The organism is Rhodospirillales bacterium (assembly GCA_016872535.1).
Classification (GTDB): Bacteria; Pseudomonadota; Alphaproteobacteria; order Rhodospirillales; family 2-12-FULL-67-15; genus 2-12-FULL-67-15.
On the sequence record VGZQ01000005.1, the window covers coordinates 21,937 to 42,722 of the forward strand.

The 20,786-nt window shown below is 64.8% G+C and carries 19 protein-coding genes; 9 read left to right on the forward strand and 10 right to left on the reverse strand.

Annotation, left to right across the window (positions count from 1 at the left end; genetic code table 11):
* The first annotated feature begins 55 nt into the window (after positions 1-55).
* From FJ311_02100 to FJ311_02120, 5 genes are read left to right on the forward strand one after another with little or no spacing between them, the layout of a single operon-like run.
* Positions 56-724, forward strand: a complete 669-nt coding sequence (locus FJ311_02100; protein ID MBM3950228.1) for a GntR family transcriptional regulator — start codon at positions 56-58, stop codon at positions 722-724.
* A 25-nt stretch (positions 725-749) separates the two neighbouring features.
* Positions 750-1,832 carry an extracellular solute-binding protein gene (locus FJ311_02105; GenBank protein ID MBM3950229.1) on the forward strand — a complete coding sequence of 361 codons (1,083 nt, stop codon included), beginning with the start codon at positions 750-752 and terminating at the stop codon, positions 1,830-1,832.
* A 46-nt stretch (positions 1,833-1,878) separates the two neighbouring features.
* Complete coding sequence (locus tag FJ311_02110; protein ID MBM3950230.1) at positions 1,879-2,742, forward strand: ABC transporter permease; 864 nt, start codon at positions 1,879-1,881, stop codon at positions 2,740-2,742.
* Positions 2,739-3,545, forward strand: a complete 807-nt coding sequence (locus tag FJ311_02115; GenBank protein MBM3950231.1) for an ABC transporter permease — start codon at positions 2,739-2,741, stop codon at positions 3,543-3,545. Before FJ311_02110 ends, FJ311_02115 begins: the two co-directional genes overlap by 4 nt.
* Positions 3,545-4,615, forward strand: coding sequence for an ABC transporter ATP-binding protein (locus tag FJ311_02120; protein MBM3950232.1), 1,071 nt, complete (start codon positions 3,545-3,547; stop codon positions 4,613-4,615). The genes FJ311_02115 and FJ311_02120 overlap by 1 nt, the downstream gene beginning before the upstream one ends.
* Positions 4,616-4,624: 9 nt before the next feature.
* On the opposite strand, the gene FJ311_02125 is transcribed toward FJ311_02120, so the two are convergent.
* The 10 genes from FJ311_02125 to FJ311_02170 all read right to left on the reverse strand — a co-directional run bounded on the left by FJ311_02125 (position 4,625) and on the right by FJ311_02170 (position 14,920).
* Positions 4,625-6,004, reverse strand: coding sequence for a UbiD family decarboxylase (locus tag FJ311_02125; protein ID MBM3950233.1), 1,380 nt, complete (start codon positions 6,002-6,004; stop codon positions 4,625-4,627).
* Positions 6,001-7,011, reverse strand: a complete 1,011-nt coding sequence (locus FJ311_02130) for an ornithine cyclodeaminase family protein (GenBank protein MBM3950234.1) — start codon at positions 7,009-7,011, stop codon at positions 6,001-6,003. The genes FJ311_02125 and FJ311_02130 overlap by 4 nt, the downstream gene beginning before the upstream one ends.
* Before the next feature lie 6 nt (positions 7,012-7,017).
* On the reverse strand, positions 7,018-8,088 hold the full coding sequence (locus tag FJ311_02135) for an ABC transporter substrate-binding protein (protein MBM3950235.1): 1,071 nt from the start codon (positions 8,086-8,088) through the stop codon (positions 7,018-7,020).
* A 58-nt stretch (positions 8,089-8,146) separates the two neighbouring features.
* Positions 8,147-8,992, reverse strand: a complete 846-nt coding sequence (locus FJ311_02140) for an ABC transporter permease (protein MBM3950236.1) — start codon at positions 8,990-8,992, stop codon at positions 8,147-8,149.
* Positions 8,993-9,007: 15 nt separating this feature from the next.
* Positions 9,008-9,895, reverse strand: coding sequence for an ABC transporter ATP-binding protein (locus tag FJ311_02145; protein ID MBM3950237.1), 888 nt, complete (start codon positions 9,893-9,895; stop codon positions 9,008-9,010).
* A gap of 137 nt (positions 9,896-10,032) precedes the next feature.
* Positions 10,033-10,824 (reverse strand): ABC transporter permease, encoded by a 792-nt coding sequence (locus FJ311_02150; GenBank protein ID MBM3950238.1) that lies wholly within the window; start codon positions 10,822-10,824, stop codon positions 10,033-10,035.
* 5 nt (positions 10,825-10,829) lie between these two features.
* On the reverse strand, positions 10,830-11,633 hold the full coding sequence (locus FJ311_02155; protein MBM3950239.1) for an ABC transporter ATP-binding protein: 804 nt from the start codon (positions 11,631-11,633) through the stop codon (positions 10,830-10,832).
* Positions 11,634-11,649: 16 nt separating this feature from the next.
* The gene (locus tag FJ311_02160) at positions 11,650-12,672 is read right to left on the reverse strand and encodes an ABC transporter substrate-binding protein (GenBank protein MBM3950240.1); all 1,023 of its coding nucleotides are present in this window, start codon (positions 12,670-12,672) and stop codon (positions 11,650-11,652) included.
* Between the two features lie 27 nt (positions 12,673-12,699).
* Positions 12,700-14,025, reverse strand: coding sequence for a UbiD family decarboxylase (locus FJ311_02165; GenBank protein ID MBM3950241.1), 1,326 nt, complete (start codon positions 14,023-14,025; stop codon positions 12,700-12,702).
* 19 nt (positions 14,026-14,044) lie between these two features.
* A complete protein-coding gene (locus FJ311_02170; GenBank protein MBM3950242.1) occupies positions 14,045-14,920 on the reverse strand; it encodes an IclR family transcriptional regulator in 876 nt (291 codons plus the stop codon).
* Here FJ311_02170 and FJ311_02175 point away from each other — a divergent pair.
* Genes FJ311_02175 through FJ311_02190 form a run of 4 tightly spaced genes read left to right on the forward strand, consistent with a single transcriptional unit; the run spans position 14,919 to position 20,782 of the window.
* On the forward strand, positions 14,919-16,319 hold the full coding sequence (locus tag FJ311_02175; protein ID MBM3950243.1) for an aminotransferase class III-fold pyridoxal phosphate-dependent enzyme: 1,401 nt from the start codon (positions 14,919-14,921) through the stop codon (positions 16,317-16,319). The two genes, FJ311_02170 and FJ311_02175, sit on opposite strands and share 2 nt — an antisense overlap.
* A complete protein-coding gene (locus tag FJ311_02180; GenBank protein ID MBM3950244.1) occupies positions 16,312-18,351 on the forward strand; it encodes a hydantoinase/oxoprolinase family protein in 2,040 nt (679 codons plus the stop codon). The genes FJ311_02175 and FJ311_02180 overlap by 8 nt, the downstream gene beginning before the upstream one ends.
* Entirely contained in the window at positions 18,348-19,958 is a 1,611-nt protein-coding gene (locus FJ311_02185; GenBank protein MBM3950245.1) for a hydantoinase B/oxoprolinase family protein, read from the forward strand. Before FJ311_02180 ends, FJ311_02185 begins: the two co-directional genes overlap by 4 nt.
* Before the next feature lie 41 nt (positions 19,959-19,999).
* Entirely contained in the window at positions 20,000-20,782 is a 783-nt protein-coding gene (locus tag FJ311_02190; protein MBM3950246.1) for an SDR family oxidoreductase, read from the forward strand.
* Positions 20,783-20,786: the final 4 nt, after the last annotated feature.

The following is a 20,786-nucleotide window of genomic DNA, read 5'->3' on the forward strand; positions in this document are numbered from 1 at the left end:
TATTATTATTCCTGGCAAGCTCGCCCGTAACTCACCTTATTCGGAGGAACGGCCGTTGAACCGTGTCATTGCGCGCGAACGGGTCTTTTCCCAGGTCCACCGCTATCTTCGCGACAAGATCCTACGCGGGGAATATCCCCGGGGGGCGCGCCTGATTGAAACCGACATCGCCGCCGAGCTGAGCGTCAGCCGCACGCCTGTGCGCGAGGCGTTGGTTCTGCTGCAAGGCCAGGACCTGGTTTCCGCCATCGAGAACGGCGGCTACATTGTCGCCGATCCGCGCCAGCAATTGACCGAAATCCTCGACATCCGCATCGCCCTCGAAACCCACGCGGTGACTAAGGCGATCGAGCGCTTCGACGGCGACGACCTCCGCCGGTTGGAAAACATCTGCGACAACATGGAGGCTCTCAGGGTCGAAGACGTCGCCCCCCGGGCCGAATTGAACCGCCGTTTCCACGAAACCCTGGTCGGGGCCGCCCACAACCGCCGCCTGGCCAAGATGGTGGTCGACTATCAGGACTATTTCCATGTCATTCAGCCGCTGTACGATTCCGACGCGATCGACAAGACTCAAGCCGAGCACCGCGCCATTGTCGACGCGTTGCGCCGGCGCGACGTGTCGGCCGCGACGCGGCTGGTGACCGAGCACATTACGGACGCAGGGGAACTGATCGCGAAAAAATTCGAGCATCCGCCGCGAGCGGTTTCAACGACGACATGAGGCCGAAAAACGAACGTTCCGCCGAATGTTGAAGACCACGAAAACGGCACAACGATTCATCAGGGAGCGCACCATGCTTAAGCAACGAGCGTTATCGACTTTCGTCACCGGCGCGGTCGCGGCCGCGTTCGTCTGGACGGCGACACCGGCGTCCGCGGAAACCATCCGCCTGATGACCTGGGGCGGGCATTGGCTCGATATCTTCCGCCCGATCGCGGAAAAATTCGAGAAGGATACCGGCCACAAGGTCGAATTCGTGGTGCAAACCGGCGCCGGCGACGGCATGAACAAGCTGATCGCGCAAAAGGCCACTCCCCAGATCGACGTCTGGACATCGATCGAAAGCACGGTGGCCGCGGCAACCAAGGCCGATTTGCTCGCCAAGCTCGACCCGCAGAAAATTCCCAACCTGGCGGCGATCCCGGCGAATTTGAAGACCGACACGGGCGCCGCGATCTGGCTTTCGCCGCGCGGGATTTTCTACCGCAAGGACCTGGTGCCGTTCAAAATCACCAAGTGGGAAGACCTGTGGGATTCCCGGCTCAAGGGCAAGGTCGGCACTTCCTTCACCCTCGATCGCGGCAATTTCCTGATCCTCGCCGCGCTGCTCAACGGCGGCAGCGAAAAGGACATCGACAAGGGCTTCGCCAAGATCAAAGCCCTGAAAGACAACCTGCACGCGATTTACAAGACCGACCCCGAGTCGATCAAGCTTCTGGAAACCGGCGAAATCGCGGTCGCGGGCTGGGGCATTCTGCCCAACGTCTATCGCCACCTCGGCCCCGATTCCAAATACGAGTTCGTGATGCCGGCGCCCCGCTTCCTCGCTACCATTCCCGTGTCCCTGGTCGCCGGACGCAGCGCGTCCCAGACCAAGACGGCGGAGCAGTTCATCAACCTGATGCTGACCCCCGAATCGCAGACCATCATGGCTGGAATCGCGGGCACCATTCCGGCCAACCCCAAATCGCCCGCTCCGGAAAAGTTGAAAACCATCATTCCCGCGCTGCCGGTGCCGGAAGTCTACTCGGTCGATTGGACGCACGTGAACGCCCAGTACGCCAAATGGGAGGAGCGCTGGATGCAGGAAGTGCAAGTGCGCCGCTGAACGGCGCGCCGGATCGTCCGTCCATCGAGGGCGTGCCTTGCTTCGGGTGTCGACCGTAACGGCCGGTCGCCGATGGCTTTGGCCGACGACGTTCCTGCTTCCTTCCGGGATCGTCGTCGGCTTTTTCTTTTACACGCTCTCGATCATGCTCCACTACAGCGTCCGGCCGAGTCTCGGTCCGGGCTTGGTCGGCGACGGGTTCACGCTCGACAATTACGCCAAGTTCCTAGCGTCTCCCTTTTATCTCGACTTCCTGCTCCGCTCGCTGTGGATTTCGCTTTACTGCACGGCCATCACGGCGGTGCTCGGCTACACGATCGCCTATTTCATGTATCGTTCGTCGCCCGCCGTGCGCCTGGTCGCGGGCGTCGTTCTGATCGTCCAGTTCTTCACCGCCTACGTCATCCGCACCTACGCGGTGATGATGGTGATCGGCAAGAACGGCGTCATCAACAAGACCCTGCTCGGCCTCGGCCTGGTCGACGCGCCGCTCCGGTTGCTCTACACCGAAGCCGGCGTCGCCATCGGCATGGTGCTGGTGTCGTTGCCGTTCATGGTGTTTCCGATCTTCAACAGCCTGCAGGCGCTGCCGCGCAACCTGGAGATCGCCGCCATGTCGCTCGGCGCCGGGCGGCTGCGCACGTTCTGGCAGGTGATCTTTCCCTTGACCCTGCCCGGAGTCGCCGCCGGAATCGTGATCGTGTACCTGTTCGAACTGACCTCCTACATCGTTCCCGGCGCCCTCGGCGGCGGCTACGTCGACATGATGGCCAACCTGATCTACGCGAAGGCGATGCAGTCCTTCGACCATCCGTTCGCCGCCGCTTCGGCGATGGTGATGCTGGCGGTATCGCTGGCGGCCGTGTACCTGCTGCAGAAATTCTTTCGCCGGGTGACGCCGCGCCAATGAGCATGCGCGCCCGAACATCGCGCCATTTCGGCGTCAAGCTGGCGGGAATTACGCTGTTGTTTTTGCTCGCCTTTCCGTTGATCGTCCTGTTCGGCGTATCGCTCAATCCCGGCGTCGAGCAGATTTTCCCGCCGACCGGGCTCTCGCTGCGTTGGTATTACAACCTCGCCAACCGTGACGGCTTCGCCAACGCCGCGGTCTTGACCATGATCCTGGCATCGGCGACCGCCGTCATCAGCGTGGTGATCGCGACATTCGCCGGCATCGCCCTCGTCCGTTACCGGTTCTTCGGCCGCGACGCCGTTCTCACCCTCCTGCTGTCGCCCCTGATCGTGCCCCAGGTGGTGGTCGGCATGGCGTTCCTGGTGACGCTCTCCTCCCTCGGCATCGTCAGTTCCGTCGTTTCGCTCGCCATCCTGCACGTGGTCATCACCTTACCGTTCGCGACCCGGGTGGTGGTGGCGGCGCTGGAGGGTGCTTCGCGCACGCTGGAGGAAGCCGCCCGCTCCCTCGGCGCGCCACCGGCCAAGGCGTTCATGCTGGTGACGCTGCCGCTGGTGCGGCCGGGTATCGTCGCGGGCGGCGTGTTCGCCTTCGTCACCTCGTTCGAGAACTTCACCGCCTCGCAGTTCCTGGTCTGGAACCGCACCACCTTGCCGGTCGAGCTTTATCTTTTCGTCCAGACCGAAAACGATCCGACCGGGGCGGCGGTTTCCTCGCTGGTGGTGCTCGGCGTCATCCTGTTCGTGCTCGCGTTCAATCGTGTCGTCGGGCGCCATCTGTTCGCGCCGGGGGGGCACTGATGGCGCAGGTCGAACTTCGCCAGATTCGCGTACAGATCGCGGGGCTCGAAATCCTGAAAGGAGTCTCCCTCGATCTCGCTCCCGCCGAGTTCGTCGCCGTCCTGGGCCCGAGCGGTTGCGGCAAAACGACGCTGCTTCGGGTCATCGCGGGGTTCGTCGATTACAAGGGCGAGTTGATCGTCGGTGGTCAGCCCTACGACGCGGTGCCCGCCCACCGCCGCGACATGGGGCTGGTATTCCAGGATTACGCGCTCTTTCCCCACATCACGGTCGCCGACAACATCGCCTTCGGACTGCGGCTGCGCCGCCAGCCCGCGGCCGAAATCGAGCGACGCACGGCCGATCTGATCCGCCTTCTGCAACTCGACGGGCTGGAGCGGCGCCTGCCGAGCGAACTTTCCGGCGGCCAGCGCCAGCGGGTGGCGCTCGCCCGCGCGCTCGCCATCGACCCCAAGGTCCTCTTGTTGGACGAGCCGTTGAGCGCGCTCGACAAGAAGCTGCGCGAGGAAATGCAGGTCGAACTGCGCCAGTTGCAGCACCGCTTCAAGATCACGACCCTGTTCGTGACCCACGACCAGGAGGAAGCCCTTGCCCTTGCCGACAAGGTAGTGGTGATGGATCGCGGCGTCATCCGCCAAGTCGGCACGCCGGAAGACATCTACCAACGCCCGCTCGACCGGTTCGTTGCCACCTTCATCGGCAAGTCCAACATCTTCGAAGGCGAACGCGTTGGCGCCGACGCCGGCATGATCGTGTGCCGGCTTTTCGGTAACGCGACGGTCCGGGTTCCCGCGCGCGGCGGCGTCGAGGCTGGCGCGGGCCCGGTTTATTTCTCGATCCGGCCGGAAAAAATTCAACTCGACCGCGCGCCGCCGGACAGCCACGTTACCAACATCCTGAAAGGACGGATTGCGCACGCCGCTTATCTCGGTACTCACCAGCGCGTCGGCGTACGGCTCGAGTCCGGCGCCATAATCGATGTGCGCCTGCCGCACCAACAGCCGTTCGCGCCGGACGAGCCCGTCGCCGTGTGGTGGGCGCCGGAGGACAGCCTGCTCGTGCGCCCCTGAACGGCGCCGTCAGCGCCCCGTCAACAACGCCCGCGCGCGCCCGACCGCGTCCGCCGGCAGCGTGTGCCGGCGCGGGAAATCGGCGCTCGGCCGCGTGGCATCGACGATCATCTTGGCGGTGAGGCCGGCGTTGTTGGAAGGGTCGAGGATTGCGCCCATGGCGTTGCGCAAAATGTCGACGTCGCGGTCGGCCTGAAAGCGCGTCGCCATCGCCCACATCACGTCCCGGTCGCTCCGGATATCGACGTCGTCGTCCACCACCACGACCAATTTCAGGCTGAGATCGTCGCCGAACGCGGCGGCGGCCGCGTTTCGGGCCTGGCCCGGCGCCGGCGCGCGCATCGCGATATAGGCGTGAAACCGGCAACATCCGGATTTCGGATAGGCGACGCCGACGACGTTGGGGAAATTCTGGCGCAGCACGCGCGTGAGCCGCGCTTCCTGCGGCACCGCCAAAAGGCCGATGTGCTCGTCCGAGATTCCGGGAATGATGTCGTGATAGATCGCGCCGCGGCGATGGGTGATGGCGGTGAACTCGATCACCTGCTGGGTCGAACGTTCCGAGGCGTAGCCGGTGAATTCGGCGAACGGGCCTTCCGGTTCGCGCACGCCGCAGAGAATATGGCCTTCGAGCACGATCTCGGCGTGAATCGGCGATTCGACCGGCACCGTCACGCCGGGAACGATTTCCAGCGGCCGGCCGAGAAAACCGCCGGCGACTTCGTATTCGTCGGCGTCGATCGGCCCCTTCCATAGGCCACTGCCGAAAATGAACATCGGATGCGCGCCGACGATGACCGCGACCGGAACCTGCTTCAAGCCCATGGCCTCGGCGCGTTGGACGTAATTCCAGAGATGGCGGCGGCTGTGCAGGCTGGTGCCGACCCGGGTCCGCCCCTTGACCTGCATGCGGTGAAAGCTGGCGTTGCGCACGCCGGTTTCCGGGTCCTTGGCGACGACGATGCCGTTGGTGATGTAGCGCCCGCCGTCTTCCTTGAAGTGATTCATGATCGGCAGGTAGCCGAGGTCGACCCTGTCGCCGGTCAGCACCACGTCGCGGATCGGCCCCTTGTCCACCAGCTTGGGCGGGAGGCGCTTGTCGCCGAGACCGGCCCAGGCCTCGATCAGCTTGTCTTCGGCAACGCCGAGCGCGCGGGCGTAACGTCGGCGCGAGCCGAACACGTTGGCGACCACGGGGAAACGGCCGTCGCCGACCCGCTCGAACCACAGCACCGGCGCGCGGTCCTGACGCTCAAGCTCCATCGCCACGGCCGTGACGTCGTAATCGAGCGATACCGGCTCGGCGATGCGCAGGATGCCGTGCGGATCGTCGGCCTCCAATTCGGCCAGAAACCCCCGCAGATCGGGGGCCTTGTCTTTTCCGGTCATTCGTCTTCCTGATCGAAGAGAGTCATGATTTGACCGATCTTTTCTTCCTCGGCGCGCCGCAACACATGGGCGCCGAGCATGATGTCGCTGATGGCGAAGCCGCGGTGCCAATAAACGATCCGCTCGCCCGGGGCGGTTCGGCCCGGCTTGCGCCCGGCGACGATTTCGCCGATTTCGGCGTGAACCTTGGCGCGCGTCAATTCGCCGCTTTCGATCATCGGGAACAATTGGCCGCCCTTGCGGCATTGTTCCCAATCGTCGACCACGATCTTGTCCGCGGCCCGCACCGTTTTCGGATCGACCGCCATGATCCAGCCGTAAGTCACCAGCAGGACGTTCGGCTTCAGCCATTCGTCGCGGATCAGGATGTCCGGCCGTTCCAGCCGCGTCGCCTCGACGACGATATCGGCGCCGCGCACCGCCTCTTCCGTCGTCGCCACGGCGCGCGCTTTGACCCCGAGCGTCGTTTCCACCCGGCGCGCCAGTTCCTCGCGCGTGGCGGTACGCTTGCTGGTGATCCGAATTTCGTCCAAATCGTAGAGTTCGGCCAGCGCCGCGAGATTGGCGTAAGCCGTGCCGCGCGCGCCGACATGACCGACGATCTTGGGTTCGGGCGGCGCCAGATGCTTGGCGCCGATCCCGGTCACCGCGCCGGTGCGCGCGGTGGTGAGATCGGTCGCGTCCATCAGCGCCTTGGGCGCCCCGGTGCGGGGGTTATACAGCGTCAACATCGCCACTTCCGACGGAAGACCGTGGCGGTAATTCTCGACGTAGTCGCCGACCACCTTGACGCCCGCCGTGTCGACCGGCCCCGCCCACCCGACCAGGATATTGAAATGGCCGTTGTAGCGGTCGTCGAGCTGGATGTGCGCCTTGGGCGGGAGAACCACCTCGCGCCGGCCGTGCGCCGCCAGCCCGGATGCGACGATCTCGAGCAACGCACCGGTTGGCGGCAACAACGACCTGACTTCGGCCCGGTTCAGGAAACGGAAATCAACCCGGGCCACGTCGGCTTACCACTTCGACTGCTTCGCCATCGCCTCGATTTTCTTGGCGTCGAAGCGGTTGATGTCGTCGATGAAGCGATTGGTGTAGGCGGCGGCGACGTTGAAGTCCGCCGGAATGAGTTTTTCCTGGATGGCAAGATCGGCCATCCGCTTCCACACTGTCTCCACATTCTGGCCCCATTTCACGCCCGGCTCGAGCCGCATCAGATCGAAGCGCGAGAGGAAAACGTGTTTCGCCTTCTTGAGCGCCTCGGCCTCGTCCATACCCTGCGGCTTGGTTTGCGGATAGACCTTCCAGTGGTTGCGGATCGAGGCGTCGGGGTTGGCAAGGCCGTAGATGCTGGCCTTGGCGATCCCGCGCACCATCTTGATGACCCACTCCGGATTCTTGTTCAGGATGTCCTCGTGGGTGATGACGACGTTACCGAGCATTTCGTTATTCCACGGCGGAACGATTAAGTTAAATTTGACGCCGGTGTTCTCGAAGGAGGCGACTTCCGTGTCCCAAACGGCGTATACGTCGATGTCCTTCTTCTTGAGCGCGTTCAGGGCCGGCGCACCGAGGCCGACCGCCAGCCACTTCACGTCCTTGTCCGGATCGATGCCCGCGGTCTTGAGCGCCGCGCGGGTGAAGGCAACCGAGCCGACCGCCATGTTGGGCACGCCGATGGTCTTGCCCTTGAGGTGCTCGGGTTTGGTGATCGGCGTATCGGATAGCGACACGATACGATAGATCGGCTTGCGGGCGTAAGTGTAGACCGCGACGATCGGCACGCCCTTGGCGCGCGCCTTCATCACGTCCTCGCCGCCGACCGACGAAAAGTGAACCTGGCCGCTGGCGACCTGCTGGATACCGGCGGTCGAACCTTGCAGGCCGATAACCTCGACCTCCAGGCCTTCCTCCTTCCAAAAACCGGCCGAGAGCGGGATCGAGGAATGGGCCGCGTGCCCGGTCGTAATGCTGGTCGTGGTCGGAGCAAAAACGAGCTTGGTCTTTTGTTGGGCGTGCGCCGTGCCGCCGATAACAACGGCGGCGAGAATCAGAGCCGCCAGGCGCATGATCGAATGTCTGAACATGTTGACCTCCTTGGGTTGACGTGCCCCGGTTGCCGTCCGGGATCGTTGGTTGATTGGGTTAGACCGTGTGCAAGTCGGCGCCGCGACTCCAGAACACGAGACGGCGCTGAAATGCCTGGATGATCAGGTTCAACGATACCCCGAAAACGCCGAGAATGACGAGGATCGCAAATACCTGGGCGATGTTGAATTGGAAATTGGCCTCGAGAATGAGATTGCCGAGGCCGGATTTCGAACCGACGAATTCGCCGACGATCGAGCCCAAGATGCTGAAGATCAGCGCGATATTGAGCCCGGCGAACACGAACGGCAGCGCATTGGGCAGCTTGACCATGCGGAAGGTTTCCCAGCGCGTGGCGCGGAGCGAACGCATCAGGTCGAGCTTGCCCTGGTCGCAGGTCTTGAGGCCGACGATGGTGTTGACCAGCACCGGGAAGAACGACACCAGCGCCGCGATCACCACCTTCGATTGGATGCCGTAGCCGGCCCAGATGATGATCAAGGGGGCAATGGCGATCTTGGGCAGGGTCTGCAGGGCGACCAGATAGGGATAAACGGTTTTCTCGACGATCCAGAATTGGGCGACCAGGGCGCCGATGCCGATGCCCAACACCGACGCCAAGGCGAATCCGCAGAGCGCCTGAAAGGCGGTGACCAGAAAATGATGGAGGAACAATCCCGACTTGATTCCGGCGAACAGGGACACGGCGATCTTGGTCGGCGGCGGCAGAATGTAGTCGGGGACGCCGAAGGCGTGGACCGAGCCTTCCCACACCACCAGCAGCAGAACCAGGAACGCGGGCGCGAGATAATATTCCGGCTTGGCGAGGACGGTGTGCCACCCGAATGACCGGCCTTGCGGCTCCAACGGCACGGTGGCGGTATCGCTTGCGGGCTGCATCATCGGGCGGCTCCATTCTCAGGCCGGCGGCGCGGCGCTGGCATCGAGCACCCGCCGGATGCGGCGGGTGAACGTTCCGAAGGTCTCGTCGCTCAACATGTCGAGGTTGCGCGGGCGCGGCAACGCAATCGGCACGTCGGCGAGAATGCGTCCCGGGCGCGGCGACAGCACGATCACCCGGTCGCTCAGGAATACCGCCTCGGTGATCGAGTGGGTGATGAGAAATACGGTCTTGCGCGCCGTGTCCCAGATTTTCAGCAGCTCCAACCCCATGGTTTCGCGCGTCAGCGCGTCGAGCGCGCCGAACGGCTCGTCCATCAGCAACACCGCCGGATCGTGAACCAACGCGCGCGCGATCGAAACGCGCTGGCGCATGCCGCCCGACAGCTCATGCGGATACTTGTCCTCGAAGCCCTTGAGGCCGACCAATTCGAGAAGCCGGCGGGCCGTCGCCAACGCCGAGGCGCTTTCCAACCGCAGCACCTGCGCGGGCAGCAGGACATTGTTGAGAACCGTGCGCCACGGCAACAACGTGGCGTCCTGAAACACGATGCCGATGTCGCGGCTCGGCCCGGTCACGGTCTCGCCCGCCAGCCGGAACGTGCCGCCATGATCGCCTTCCAGGCCGGCAATGATGCGCAGAAGCGTGGTCTTGCCGCAGCCCGACGGACCGACCACGGAAACGAATTCGCTGGACCCGATGGTCAGGTTGACCTGGTCGAGAGCTTTGACCGTGCCCCCGGAGGTGGTACGGAACGTCTTGCTGACGCCGTCGAGTTGAATGAGAGCGGCCGCAGCGGTATTGGCGTTCGCGGGCGCTCCCGCGAATTTTTCAGCGACCGGAAAGCTCAAGACGTTCGATGGCACGTACCGCCTCGCCCCGAAAAGCCGTTCTCCCGCTGCCATTATTCGCCACCCCGTCTCCGCGAGGTTGTCGAAACATCTAAGCGTCTACGGTTTTTGGCGTCAACCATTCCGGCGCGAATGCAATGCGTTGTTCCGCAATCCGGAACTCGACCGCCAGGGCCGTTTGCGGGCGCGGGTCAGCCTTTCGCGGGATCGACTTCGGCCGGCAGATACCACGGGCACAGCCAGCGTTCGGTCCAGGCCACAACATAGAAACACGTGATCCCGGTGAGCGAGAGAATGACCAACATCCCGAACATGATCGACGTCTTCATCGCCCCGGCGCTCGATATGATCAGATAGCCGAGGCCTTTGTCGGCGCCGACGAATTCGGCCACGACCGCGCCAATGACGGCAAGTGTGATGGCGACCTTGAAGCTCGAAAACACGTATGGCATCGCCCACGGCAACCGCACGCGCCAGAACACGCGCCATGCGCTGGAATCGAACGAGCGCGTCAACTCGAGCAATTCGGCATTCACCGATTCCAGCCCGGTGGCCGTATTAATGACGATCGGAAAAAATGCCACCGTCGCGGCGACGACCATGTTCGACGTCATGCCGTACCCGATCCACAGGAGCAAAAGCGGCGCGAGCGCGACTTTGGGCACCGATTGCAGCATCAACAGGATCGGGTAAATCACCCGGCGCAGAAACGGCGAATAAACCACCAGGATGGCGAGCGGAATACCGACGGCGATGGCGATGAAAAATCCGCCGACGATGGCCGTCAGGGTCGCGAAGAAATGCAACGGCAGAACCGCGCGAATCTCCCAGGTTTCGATCGCGATGTGGCTCGGCGCCGGCAGCAGCCACTTGGGCACGTCCAGCGCGCGGCACAGAATTTCCCACGCGACGATCAGGCCGGCGAGAGTCAGGATCGCGGGCGCGTATTCGACAGCCGAGCGGCGATATCGGACCCAGGCCATCGGCGTCAGCGCTCCCGCCGCTCGGCGTAAATCGCCTTGCGGATCGTCCGCAGGTATTGGGTGAACTCGGGCGTAAATTCGGTGCTCGGGGCGCGCGGGCGCGGCAAGTCAATGGGGACGTCCATCACGACCCGGCCGGGGCGCGCCGTCATGACGATGACGCGATCGGCCAGCAACACGGCCTCGGCGATGCTATGGGTGACGAACACCACGGTCTTGCGCCGTTCGTTCCAGATGCGCAGCAGTTCGAAACTCAGGTCTTCGCGCGTCATGGCGTCGAGCGCGCCGAACGGCTCGTCCATCAGCAACATTTCCGGGTCGTACACCAGGGCGCGGCAGATCGACACCCGCTGCTGCATGCCGCCCGACAACTCGCTCGGCAACGCGCCTTCGAAGCCGCCGAGGCCGACCAGTTCGATCAAGCGCCGCGCCTCGTCGCGATAGTCGGTCACCGGCCAGCCGAGCATTTCGATCGGAAAGAGAACATTGTCGAGCACCGAGCGCCACGGCAGCAGCACCGGCTGCTGGAACACCATGCCGATCTTGCGCGACGGCCGGCTGAGAATCTGTCCGTCGAGCCGAATCTCTCCTTGCGTGGGCGGCGTGATGCCGCCGATCAGCTTCATCAGCGTACTCTTGCCGCACCCGCTCGGGCCCACCACCGTCACGAACTGGTCGCGCGGAATCGACAGGGTGAGCTCGCGCAGCGCCTCGACGTCGGCGCCGGCGCGCGTGACGAAGCGCTTCGCCACGCGCGCGAGCGACACGAGCGGCGGCGCGACCGCCGACGGCGACGCGATAACGACCATCGCGGCGCTTCCGGATCTATTTGCCGGCGGGCACGACGGGCATCGCGGGCAGATATCCGGTCAGGTAGATGTCCTCGACCGGGACGGTCCGCTTGAGCGACAACGCGGGCGTAATGTTGTCGCGCGTTTTTTCCATCCGATTGCGGTCGATATGGCCAAGTCCGACGCGGCGGAGTTCGGCGGTCGTTTGCATCTCCTTGAGGGTCGTGAGTTCGTCCATCGCCGCGTTTGCATCGACTTCCGGATGGTGTTTGCGCAGGATGGCGATCGCCTCGTCGGGATGGTCGAAGGCGTAGGCGATGCCCTTCAGCGACGCCGCCACGAACCGGCGGACAAGGTCGGATTTTTCCTGCGCGGTCGAGGTCCGCACCAGAATGGCGTTACCGTAGGCTTCGAGGCCGAAATCGGAATAACGCATGCCGAGCGCGGTCTTGCCCTGCTGCGCCGCGGCGCGGCGGAATTTGCCGATGTTGATGCTTTGCTCGAGCACCGCATCGACCTGCCCCGACATCAACAGCGGCAGGAAGGTGGCGCCATCCACCACCACTTCGCGGATTTTGCTCCGATCGATGCCGTTGACCTTGAGAAACGCCGGAAACATGTTGACCGACGCGCCCGAGGCGGAGCGACCGATCGCCCGGCCTTCGAGGTCCTTGGGCGCCTTGATCCCCGATTGCGCGAGATAGATCAGCCCGAGCGTCGCCCGGTCGTAGATCATAGCGACGATGCGGACCGGAATGTCGTCGTTGGCGCGGGCGGCGATAATCGCGCCGGTATCGGCAAGGCCGATCAGCGCCGATCCCGCGGCGACGCGCTTGATGGTATCGCCCGAGCCGAACCCGCGCGCGATCGTCACCTCCAACCCGACGTCCTTGTAAAATCCTTTCTCGCGCGCCGTAAAGTAGCCGCTGTGGGTCCCGTTCACTACCCAATCGAGCGCGAAACTGACGTTATCCGCGGCGCCGGCGGAAACGGGCGCCAGCGCCAGGGCCAGCCCGAGAAGGCGCCGGCCTATTGCGTTCATCGTGCGTCGCAACATGATCGTTCTCCCTGTTATCCGTGATGGTCAGTTCTTGATGTAATCCTCGAGTTTCAGTTCGTTAAGGCCCGGGGCTTTTTTCCGCTCGAAGGCCTCGACGTGTTCGAGCGGCTTGGTAGCGTCGATTCCCAAGCGCCCCCAATGCATGCGATGAGGGTCGCGGGCGAATGACGGCACGCCGGGAATTTGCATGATGTCCCGATCGGGGCGGCAGCGGGTCGCCATCGCCCACAGCACGTCGTTCCAATTGTGGATATCGACGTCCTCGTCCACCACCACGCAATAAAGGATGCGGTTCATTTCGGCGCCGAAGGCGGCCAACATCGCCCGTTGGGCTTGCCCGTCCGCGGTCTTGGCGATCTGCACCGCGCAGAATTGCAACAGCGGAAAACAGGTTACGTCGCGGACGGCGGGCACCCAGGTGCGAATGCCGTTGTAAATTCCGCCCGCGAGCGGCACCGCGCTCATCGCCAATTCCTCGCTCGAGCCGGAGCTGATCGCGTAAAAAACCGCGTCCTTGCGGGCATAAGCGCGCTTCACCGTGAACACGTGGTTGTCCATCACCGGCACGTAATAATCCATCCATTCGCCGAAGGGGCCTTCCGGGCGCCGCACGTTGGGGAGGATTTCGCCTTCGATCAGAAATTCGGTGGTCGCCGGCACCGGCAAGCCCGAGATCGGCGACGGTCGCATCGGGAAACGCCGCCCGGAAATGCGCGCGGCCAAATCGTATTCGCTGGCGGTCGGCCCGATCGTCGCTGCGCCGGCCAATATCGCCGCCGGCGGCATGCCGATGGCCACCACCGCGGGCACCGGCGCGCCGCGTTTCTCCATCTTCTGCTGGATCCGGTACAAATCGCCCGAGGTGCTCAATCGGCAACGCAGTTCGTCCGGGCCGATAATCTGCATGCGGTGGTAGGAAAGATTGACGACACCGCTGTCGGGATCGCGCGCGATGATGACGCTTGCGGTCAGGTACGGTCCGGCGTCTTTCTCCGAAAAGATGATCTGCGGAACGTCTGCAGGCGATACCTCCTTCCAGTCGTCGCCTTCCGTCGGATGTTCGTCGCAAATCGGTTCCGCCGTCGTCGTCAATTCGCTCCACCGCGCGGCAACCTTGTTTTTGTCGACGCCGAGCAATTCAGCGATGATTCCATAGTTGCCGAAGATATTGCTGACCACCGGATAGCGGGTGCCGCGCACCTTTTCGAACAGGACCGGCAAATTCGGGCCCATTTGAATCTTCCGCACCACGGCGTTCAACTCGAATCGCCGATCGACTGCCTTGCGCACCGTCAGCAATTGGCCGCGACTTTCGAGTAAGCGCAGATAGCTGCGCAGGCTTGCCGTCATGAATCACCCCGTCGCCCGCTCATTGCCCCAGTGCCTGCCCCGCGAAGCGCTCCCGCAATGCTTGCGCCGCGTCGCGCAGCGCATTGACGATGGTCGATCTGGGCACTTGTTCCAGGCGCTGCGAGACACCGACCAGACCGACGCTATGGAACACGCCGCCGGGGACATGAATCGGGCAAGCGTAGCTCGACACGCCGGGATCCAGTTCGTCGAGGCAGGCGGCGTACCCGGCTTTGCGCACCTCCGCCAGTTCGGACAGCACTTTTTTCTTGGAGGTGGTCGATTTCGGCGTGAACGCCGTCAGCGGCCGATCGAGCACGCGGCCGAGAAACTCATCGTTCTGGAACGCGAAGATCGCCTTGGCCGAAGCGGCGGCGTGCAACGGCATCACCCGTCCCGGCTGGACGTAGGAATGGCGTTCGCTATCGGGCAACACCATGGCGATCGATTCCACGTTTTCGCCTTCGAGCTTGGCGACGAACGCCGTTTCGGCGAAACGTTCGACCAGGCTTTCGAGCACCGGCCGAGCCAGATCGGCGACCACTTCGCGCGGCGTGCGCAGATGCAACAGGCGCAGAATGCGGCTGCCGAGGACATAAATCTTCCGGTTCTGGCTCGGCTCCAGATAGCCGACACGCAACAATGCGCCGATCAGGCGATGAACCGTGCCCTGAGGCAGTTCCGTCCGGCGCATGATTTCGGCGAACGTCAGTCCGCCCGGGCTCGCCGCAACCGCATCGAGCACGCGCGCGTATCGACCGAGAATCCCCTTTTCCACCGTCATTCGCGTTATCCCACTTTGTCCGTATTGACTCGACCTGGGACAAATCTTAACATTTTCTTTAAATAAAACAAAGTTCCGAATTTCGAAACTTTCGGAAAGGCCCCCGCCCATGTCCTCCGCGTCTTCCGCCCCCTCGCGCCTCGAGCCCAATTCGCCCTACGCGCGCGACATTCGGCGGCACCTGCATCCGTTCACCAACGCCGCTCTCCACCAAGAAAACGGGCCGCACATCTTTGTCCGCGGCGAGGGCATCCACGTCTTCGACGAAGGGGGCAAGCGCTACATCGAGGGATTGTCGGGGCTGTGGTGCACGTCGCTCGGTTTCAGCGAAAAGCGCCTCGCCGACGCCGCCCGGCGCCAATTGGAAACTCTGCCATTCTACCACAACTTCGCGCACAAGGCGGTGTCGCCGGCGATCGAGCTTGCCGATTATCTGGTCGGCCGCGCGCCGGTGCCCATGTCCAAGGTCTTCTTCACTTCCTCGGGTTCGGAAGCCAACGATACCCAGATCAAGCTCGCGTGGTACTACAACAACGTCCTCGACCGCCCGAACAAGAAAAAGATCATCGCACGGCGCGGCGCTTATCACGGCATCACCGTCGGCGCCGGTTGCCTGACCGGACTTGCCTACGCCCACAACGGCTTTGATACGCCGATTGCGCAAATCCTGCACACCGATTGCCCGCACGCTTATCATCACGCCCACCCGGGCGAGACCGAGGAAGCCTTCGCCGCCCGCTTGGCCTCCAACCTGGAAGCCCTGATCGAACGGGAAGGTCCCGACACCGTCGCCGCCTTCATCGCCGAGCCGTTCCTCGGCGCCGGAGGCGTGATCCCGCCGCCGAAGGGCTATTTCGAGCGCATCCAGCCGATTCTCGCCAAGCACGACATCCTGTTCATCGTCGACGAGGTGATCAGCGGCTTCTACCGCACCGGCCGGATGTTCGCGACCGAGACCTACGGTCTGAAACCCGACCTCATCACGCTGGCCAAGGCGCTATCCTCGGGCTACCAGCCGATCGGCGCGGTGATGCTGTCGGAGAAAATCTACCAGGCGGTGGTCGAAGGCAGCCGCCGCTACGGGATTTTCGGCACCGGCTTCACCTACACCGGCCATCCGGTGCCGTCGGCGGTCGCGCTGGAAACCCAGCGCGTCTACGACGAACGCGATATCGGCGCGCATGTCCGTTTCGTGATCCCGCGCTTCCAAAAGCGGCTCGCGGCGCTCGCCGACCGGCCGCTGGTCGGCGAGGTGCGCACCGCCGGATTGATCGGCGGCATCGAGCTGGTCGCCGACAGGAAAACCCGGACCAACTTCGATCCGGCCCGGAAAGTGGGCGCCTGGACCATGAACAAGGCCGCCGAGCACGGTCTGATCGTGCGCGCCTTGATCAACGATACCATCGCGCTTTGCCCGCCCTTGATCATCACCGAGCCCCAGATCGACGAGATGTTCGACCGCCTCGAACGCGCGCTCGACGACGCGGCCAAGGCGTTCGCCGGTGGCTGAGAAGGCCGCAGCCGCCACCGCCGGCTGGCGGGTGGGCGTGGACATCGGCGGGACGTTCACCGATGTCGTCGCGATCGCGACGACATCGGGCGAAACCCGGATCGCCAAGGTTCCGACCCGCCCCGGCGACCGGGTCGATAGCTTGTTCGACGCGCTCGCGGCGGTCGGGCTCGATTGGAAGGACGTCGGCGATCTGATCCACGGAACGACCATGATCACCAACGCCATCATCGAGGGCCATCTCGCCAAGGTCGCGTTGGTGACGACCAAGGGCTTCGCCGACACCCTCGCCATTGGCCGGCAAAACCGGCGCGAGCTTTACCGCCTCGACGTTACGCCGAAGCTGCCCCCGCTGGTGCCGCCCGAGCGCTGCTTCGAGGTGGACGAACGGCTCGATCACGACGGCAATGTCCTCAAGGCTCTCGGCGACGCCGACGCCGATAAGGCGATCGCAAGCTCCGAACGGAGCGGCGCCGAGGCGGTCGCCGTGTCGTTGATTCACGCCTATGCCAATCCCGCGCACGAGGAACGGCTCGGCGAGCGCTTGCGCCGCCGCTTCCCCTACGTCGCCCTTTCCAACCGCGTCAATCCCGAGGCGCGCGAGTACGAGCGGACCGCGACAACGGCGTTGAGCGCAAGCGTGATGCCGCTCGCCGCCGGTTATCTCGACAATCTCACCCGGCGCGTGCCCGCCGGCACGCGCATCCACTTGTTCCATTCCTCGGGCGGCATGGCGTCCGCCGAAGCGTTGCGCGACCTGCCGCTGGCGCTGGCCATGTCCGGTCCCGCCGCCGGAGTCGCCGCCGCCGCGCGCATCGCCCGCGACCTCGCCCTCGACCACGTCATCAGCTTCGACATGGGCGGTACCACCACCGACGTTTGCCTGATCAACGACGGGCGCCCCGAAATCGCCACCGACCGCGCCTTGGCCGGGCGGCCGCTGCGCCAGCCGATGGTTGCGGTCGAATCGATCGGCGCCGGCGGCGGTTCGATCGCCTACGTCGACCACGGTGCGTTGTGCGTGGGACCCGAAAGCGCCGGGGCCGAACCGGGGCCCGCCTGCTATGGCCGCGGCGGTACCAAACCCACGGTCAGCGACGCCAATCTCGCGCTCGGCTATCTCGATCCCGCCCGCCCGCTCGGCGGCGGCATGCGGCTCGACCCCGCCGCCGCCGACCGCGCCATCGCGGCGCTTGCCGCCGACGCGGGGCTCGGCACACGCGAAACCGCGCTCGGCGTCGTCGCCGTCGCCAACCAGACGATGGTTCGCGCGCTCCGGCGCATCACGGTCGAGCGCGGCGTCGACGGGCGGCGCTGCGTCCTGCTCGCCTTCGGCGGCGCGGGCCCGATGCATGCGGCCGCGGTGGCGCGCTCCTTCGGCATCGCGCGCGTCGTGGTGCCGGCGGCCTCCAGCATTTTCTCCGCCCTCGGTTGCGCCGCCGCCGAGATGAGCTATTCCCAGCAGCGCACACTGCGCATGCCCTTCGCCGCATGGGACGCGGGCCGCATCGCGACCGCCCGGACGGAACTCCGCGCGCGCCTCGCCGCGCCGCTGCTCGCGGCCGGCCACCGCGCGGACGACATCCGCTTCGAGGACGTCGCCTCGGTTCGCTACGGCGGCCAAAGCTACGCCGTCGAGATTGTCGATCCGGACTTCGCCGATCCCGCCGACCTGGGACGGCGCTTCCGCGACCGGCATGAGCGCCTCTACGGCTTCGCCACCGGCGAGCCGTGGGAGCTGGTCGCGCTCCGCACCCGGGCTTTTGCCCCGCAGCGGACCAACGACGCATTCGGTCTGGCGCCCACGGCGACTTCAAAAACGTCCGCGCCGGTCGCCGGAGCCTGCGTGTTCGACCGTTCGGGGCCGGTGGCGACGCCGCGCTACGACCGCGCCCACTTGGAACCCGGCAAGGCCATTCGCGGCCCGGCGGTGATCGCGGACGCGGTCTCGACCGTGGTGGTGCCGCCCGACGCGACCCTCACCCCGGACGAACGGGGTCACCTGTTCCTCGACGTGGGAGGCGCGCCGTGAGAACCCCGGGCACGAACGCGGGCGTCGATCCCGTCACCCTCGAGGTGATCCGCAACGCGCTGACCGCGATCGCCGAGGAAATGTCGCTGGTCATCATGCGCTCGGCGCGTTCGCCGCTTTTGCGCGAAGCGGGCGATCTGTCGTCGGCGGTGACCGACGCCAACGGTTTTCTCGTCGCCCAGGGCCGCGACGTACCCATGCATCTCGGCGTGATGAGTTTCACGGTGCGCGAATTTCTGAAGCGCGTGCCGAAGGAGCGCCTAGCCCCCGGCGACGTCTGGTTTCTCAACCTGCCCGAGGTCGGCGGCAATCACCTGCCCGACGTCAAGGCGATCCGCCCGATCTTCGAGGGTGGCGTCGTGCGCGCCTTCGCCGTCAACCTTGCCCATTGGGCGGACACCGGCGGCGCGATTCCCGGCAGCTACGTGCCCCACGCCACCGACGCCTGGCAGGAGGGCTTGCGCATTTCCCCCTTGCGCGTCTTCACCGCCGCCGGGCCGGATCGCGAAAAGCTCGATTTCATCCTCGCCAATGTGCGCGGCGCCGAGGAGCGCGAGGGCGATATTCTGGCCCAAATGGCCGCGACCCGCTCCGCCGAATTGCGCATGACCCAGCTGTTCGCCGAGCACGGCACCGAAACCGTTCTCGCCGCCATCGCCGCGATCCACGACCGCGCCGAGGCGCAGATGCGCGCCGCCATCGCCCAAGTTCCCGACGGCGCCTATATGGGCGAGGATTGGCTCGACGACGACGGTTCGGGGCGCGAACGGATCGCGATCCGGGTCAAGGTCCACGTCAAGGGCGACGAGGCGACGTTCGATTTCTCCGCGAGCGACGACGCGGTGCCGGGGCCCGTCAACACGACGCCGTTCATCACCGCCGCCTCGGTGTTTTACGTCGCCAAGGCGCTGCTCGGCCCCGACATCCAGCCGAGCGGCGGCTGCTACCGCCCGCTCAAGATCGTCACCCGCCCCGGCTCGGTGCTCGAACCCGGCCCGGACAAGCCGGTGGTCGGCGGCAACCACGAAACCTCGCAGCGCGTCGCCGACGCCATTTTCCGCGCGCTGGAATCGGCGCTGCCCGGCCGCGCCAGCGCGGGCGGCCCGACCACCTCGGGCCTCGTCCTGTTCGGCGGCCGCCGCGCCGACGGCGCCTGGACCACCCTTTACGAAGTGCACGGCGGCGGCGAAGGCGCCCGGCTCGATCGCGACGGCTGGCCGGTGATCCGCGTTCACATGTCCAACGTCATGAACACGCCGGCCGAGGTGATCGAGGCCGAATACCCCATTCGCATCGAAGCGCAGAAACTCCGGCGCGGCTCCGGCGGTCGCGGCTTGCACCGCGGCGGCGAGGGCTTGCACCGGGAATACCGGGTCATGTGCCCGGACATGTCGGTCACCACCATGTTCGAACGCCGGCTGATTCCGCCCTACGGCATGCACGGCGGCGAGGCGGGCGCGCCCTTCCGCGTCACCATCGCCTACGCCGACGGGCGGACCGAGGACATGCCCGGCAAAGCCAATATCCGCCTCAACACCGGCGACGTGGTGGTGGTCGACAGCTGCGGCGGCGGCGGCTACGGGGCGCCGTCCCGCGCGCGTAATTGACGGATGAAACGGAATCGCAAATCCAAGGAGGAACCGACCCAATGAAACTCGCCAACAAGAACGCGATCGTGACCGGCGCGGCCAAAGGTATGGGCGCAGCCATCACCACGACGCTCGCGCGCGAAGGTGCCGATCTGTTGCTCACCGCGCGCGACATTCAGGCGCTCGAAGAGGTCGCGAAGGAAGTCAAGGCGCTCGGCCGCAAAGCCCATATCGTCGCCTGCGACGTGACCGTGGAAAGCCAGGTCGCGGCGATGGCGCAGAAGGCGAAAGAGGTGTTCGGCGGCCGTATCGACATCCTGGTCAATGTCGCGGGCGTTACCGGCCCGATCGAAACCCCGGTCCAGGACATCAAGGTCGAGGATTTCGACTACGTCATCCACGCCAATGTGCGCGGCACCTTCCTGCCGATCAAGCACGTGGTGCCGGCTATGATTGCCCAGAAAAGCGGCAAGATCGTCAACATCGGCGGCACGTCGGGCCTGCGCGGCTATCCCATGCGCACATCCTACAGCGCGTCGAAATGGGCGGTGCGCGGCATCACCCGCACCGTCGCCCTCGAGGTCGGCAAGCACAACATCAACGTCAACGTGGTTTGCCCCGGCATCGTCGAGACGCCGCGCATGGAAAAGCTGTGCCAGGAAAAGGCGCGCGTGCGCGAATGGACCTACGAGCAGGTCTACGAAGAATACGTGCAAGACATGGCGCTGAAGCGCGTGACCACGCCCCAGGACGTCGCCAACGCCGTGCTCTTCATGTGCAGCGAGGAAAGCCGCAATATCACCGGCCAGGAACTCGCCGTCGACGGCGGTTGGGACGTCTAGGTAT

What these genes read in the sequence shown, in the direction of transcription:
- FJ311_02105 (MBM3950229.1), top strand. Translation starts at nt 750, where the DNA reads ATGTTGAAGACCACGAAAACGGCACAACGATTCATCAGGGAGCGCACC.
- FJ311_02115 (MBM3950231.1), top strand. Translation starts at nt 2,739, where the DNA reads ATGAGCATGCGCGCCCGAACATCGCGCCATTTCGGCGTCAAGCTGGCG.
- FJ311_02120 (MBM3950232.1), top strand. Translation starts at nt 3,545, where the DNA reads ATGGCGCAGGTCGAACTTCGCCAGATTCGCGTACAGATCGCGGGGCTC.
- FJ311_02125 (MBM3950233.1), bottom strand. Translation starts at nt 6,004, where the DNA reads ATGACCGGAAAAGACAAGGCCCCCGATCTGCGGGGGTTTCTGGCCGAA.
- FJ311_02135 (MBM3950235.1), bottom strand. Translation starts at nt 8,088, where the DNA reads ATGTTCAGACATTCGATCATGCGCCTGGCGGCTCTGATTCTCGCCGCC.
- FJ311_02140 (MBM3950236.1), bottom strand. Translation starts at nt 8,992, where the DNA reads ATGATGCAGCCCGCAAGCGATACCGCCACCGTGCCGTTGGAGCCGCAA.
- FJ311_02145 (MBM3950237.1), bottom strand. Translation starts at nt 9,895, where the DNA reads ATGGCAGCGGGAGAACGGCTTTTCGGGGCGAGGCGGTACGTGCCATCG.
- FJ311_02150 (MBM3950238.1), bottom strand. Translation starts at nt 10,824, where the DNA reads ATGGCCTGGGTCCGATATCGCCGCTCGGCTGTCGAATACGCGCCCGCG.
- FJ311_02155 (MBM3950239.1), bottom strand. Translation starts at nt 11,633, where the DNA reads ATGGTCGTTATCGCGTCGCCGTCGGCGGTCGCGCCGCCGCTCGTGTCG.
- FJ311_02160 (MBM3950240.1), bottom strand. Translation starts at nt 12,672, where the DNA reads ATGTTGCGACGCACGATGAACGCAATAGGCCGGCGCCTTCTCGGGCTG.
- FJ311_02165 (MBM3950241.1), bottom strand. Translation starts at nt 14,025, where the DNA reads ATGACGGCAAGCCTGCGCAGCTATCTGCGCTTACTCGAAAGTCGCGGC.
- FJ311_02175 (MBM3950243.1), top strand. Translation starts at nt 14,919, where the DNA reads ATGTCCTCCGCGTCTTCCGCCCCCTCGCGCCTCGAGCCCAATTCGCCC.
- FJ311_02170 (MBM3950242.1), bottom strand. Translation starts at nt 14,920, where the DNA reads ATGGGCGGGGGCCTTTCCGAAAGTTTCGAAATTCGGAACTTTGTTTTA.
- FJ311_02190 (MBM3950246.1), top strand. Translation starts at nt 20,000, where the DNA reads ATGAAACTCGCCAACAAGAACGCGATCGTGACCGGCGCGGCCAAAGGT.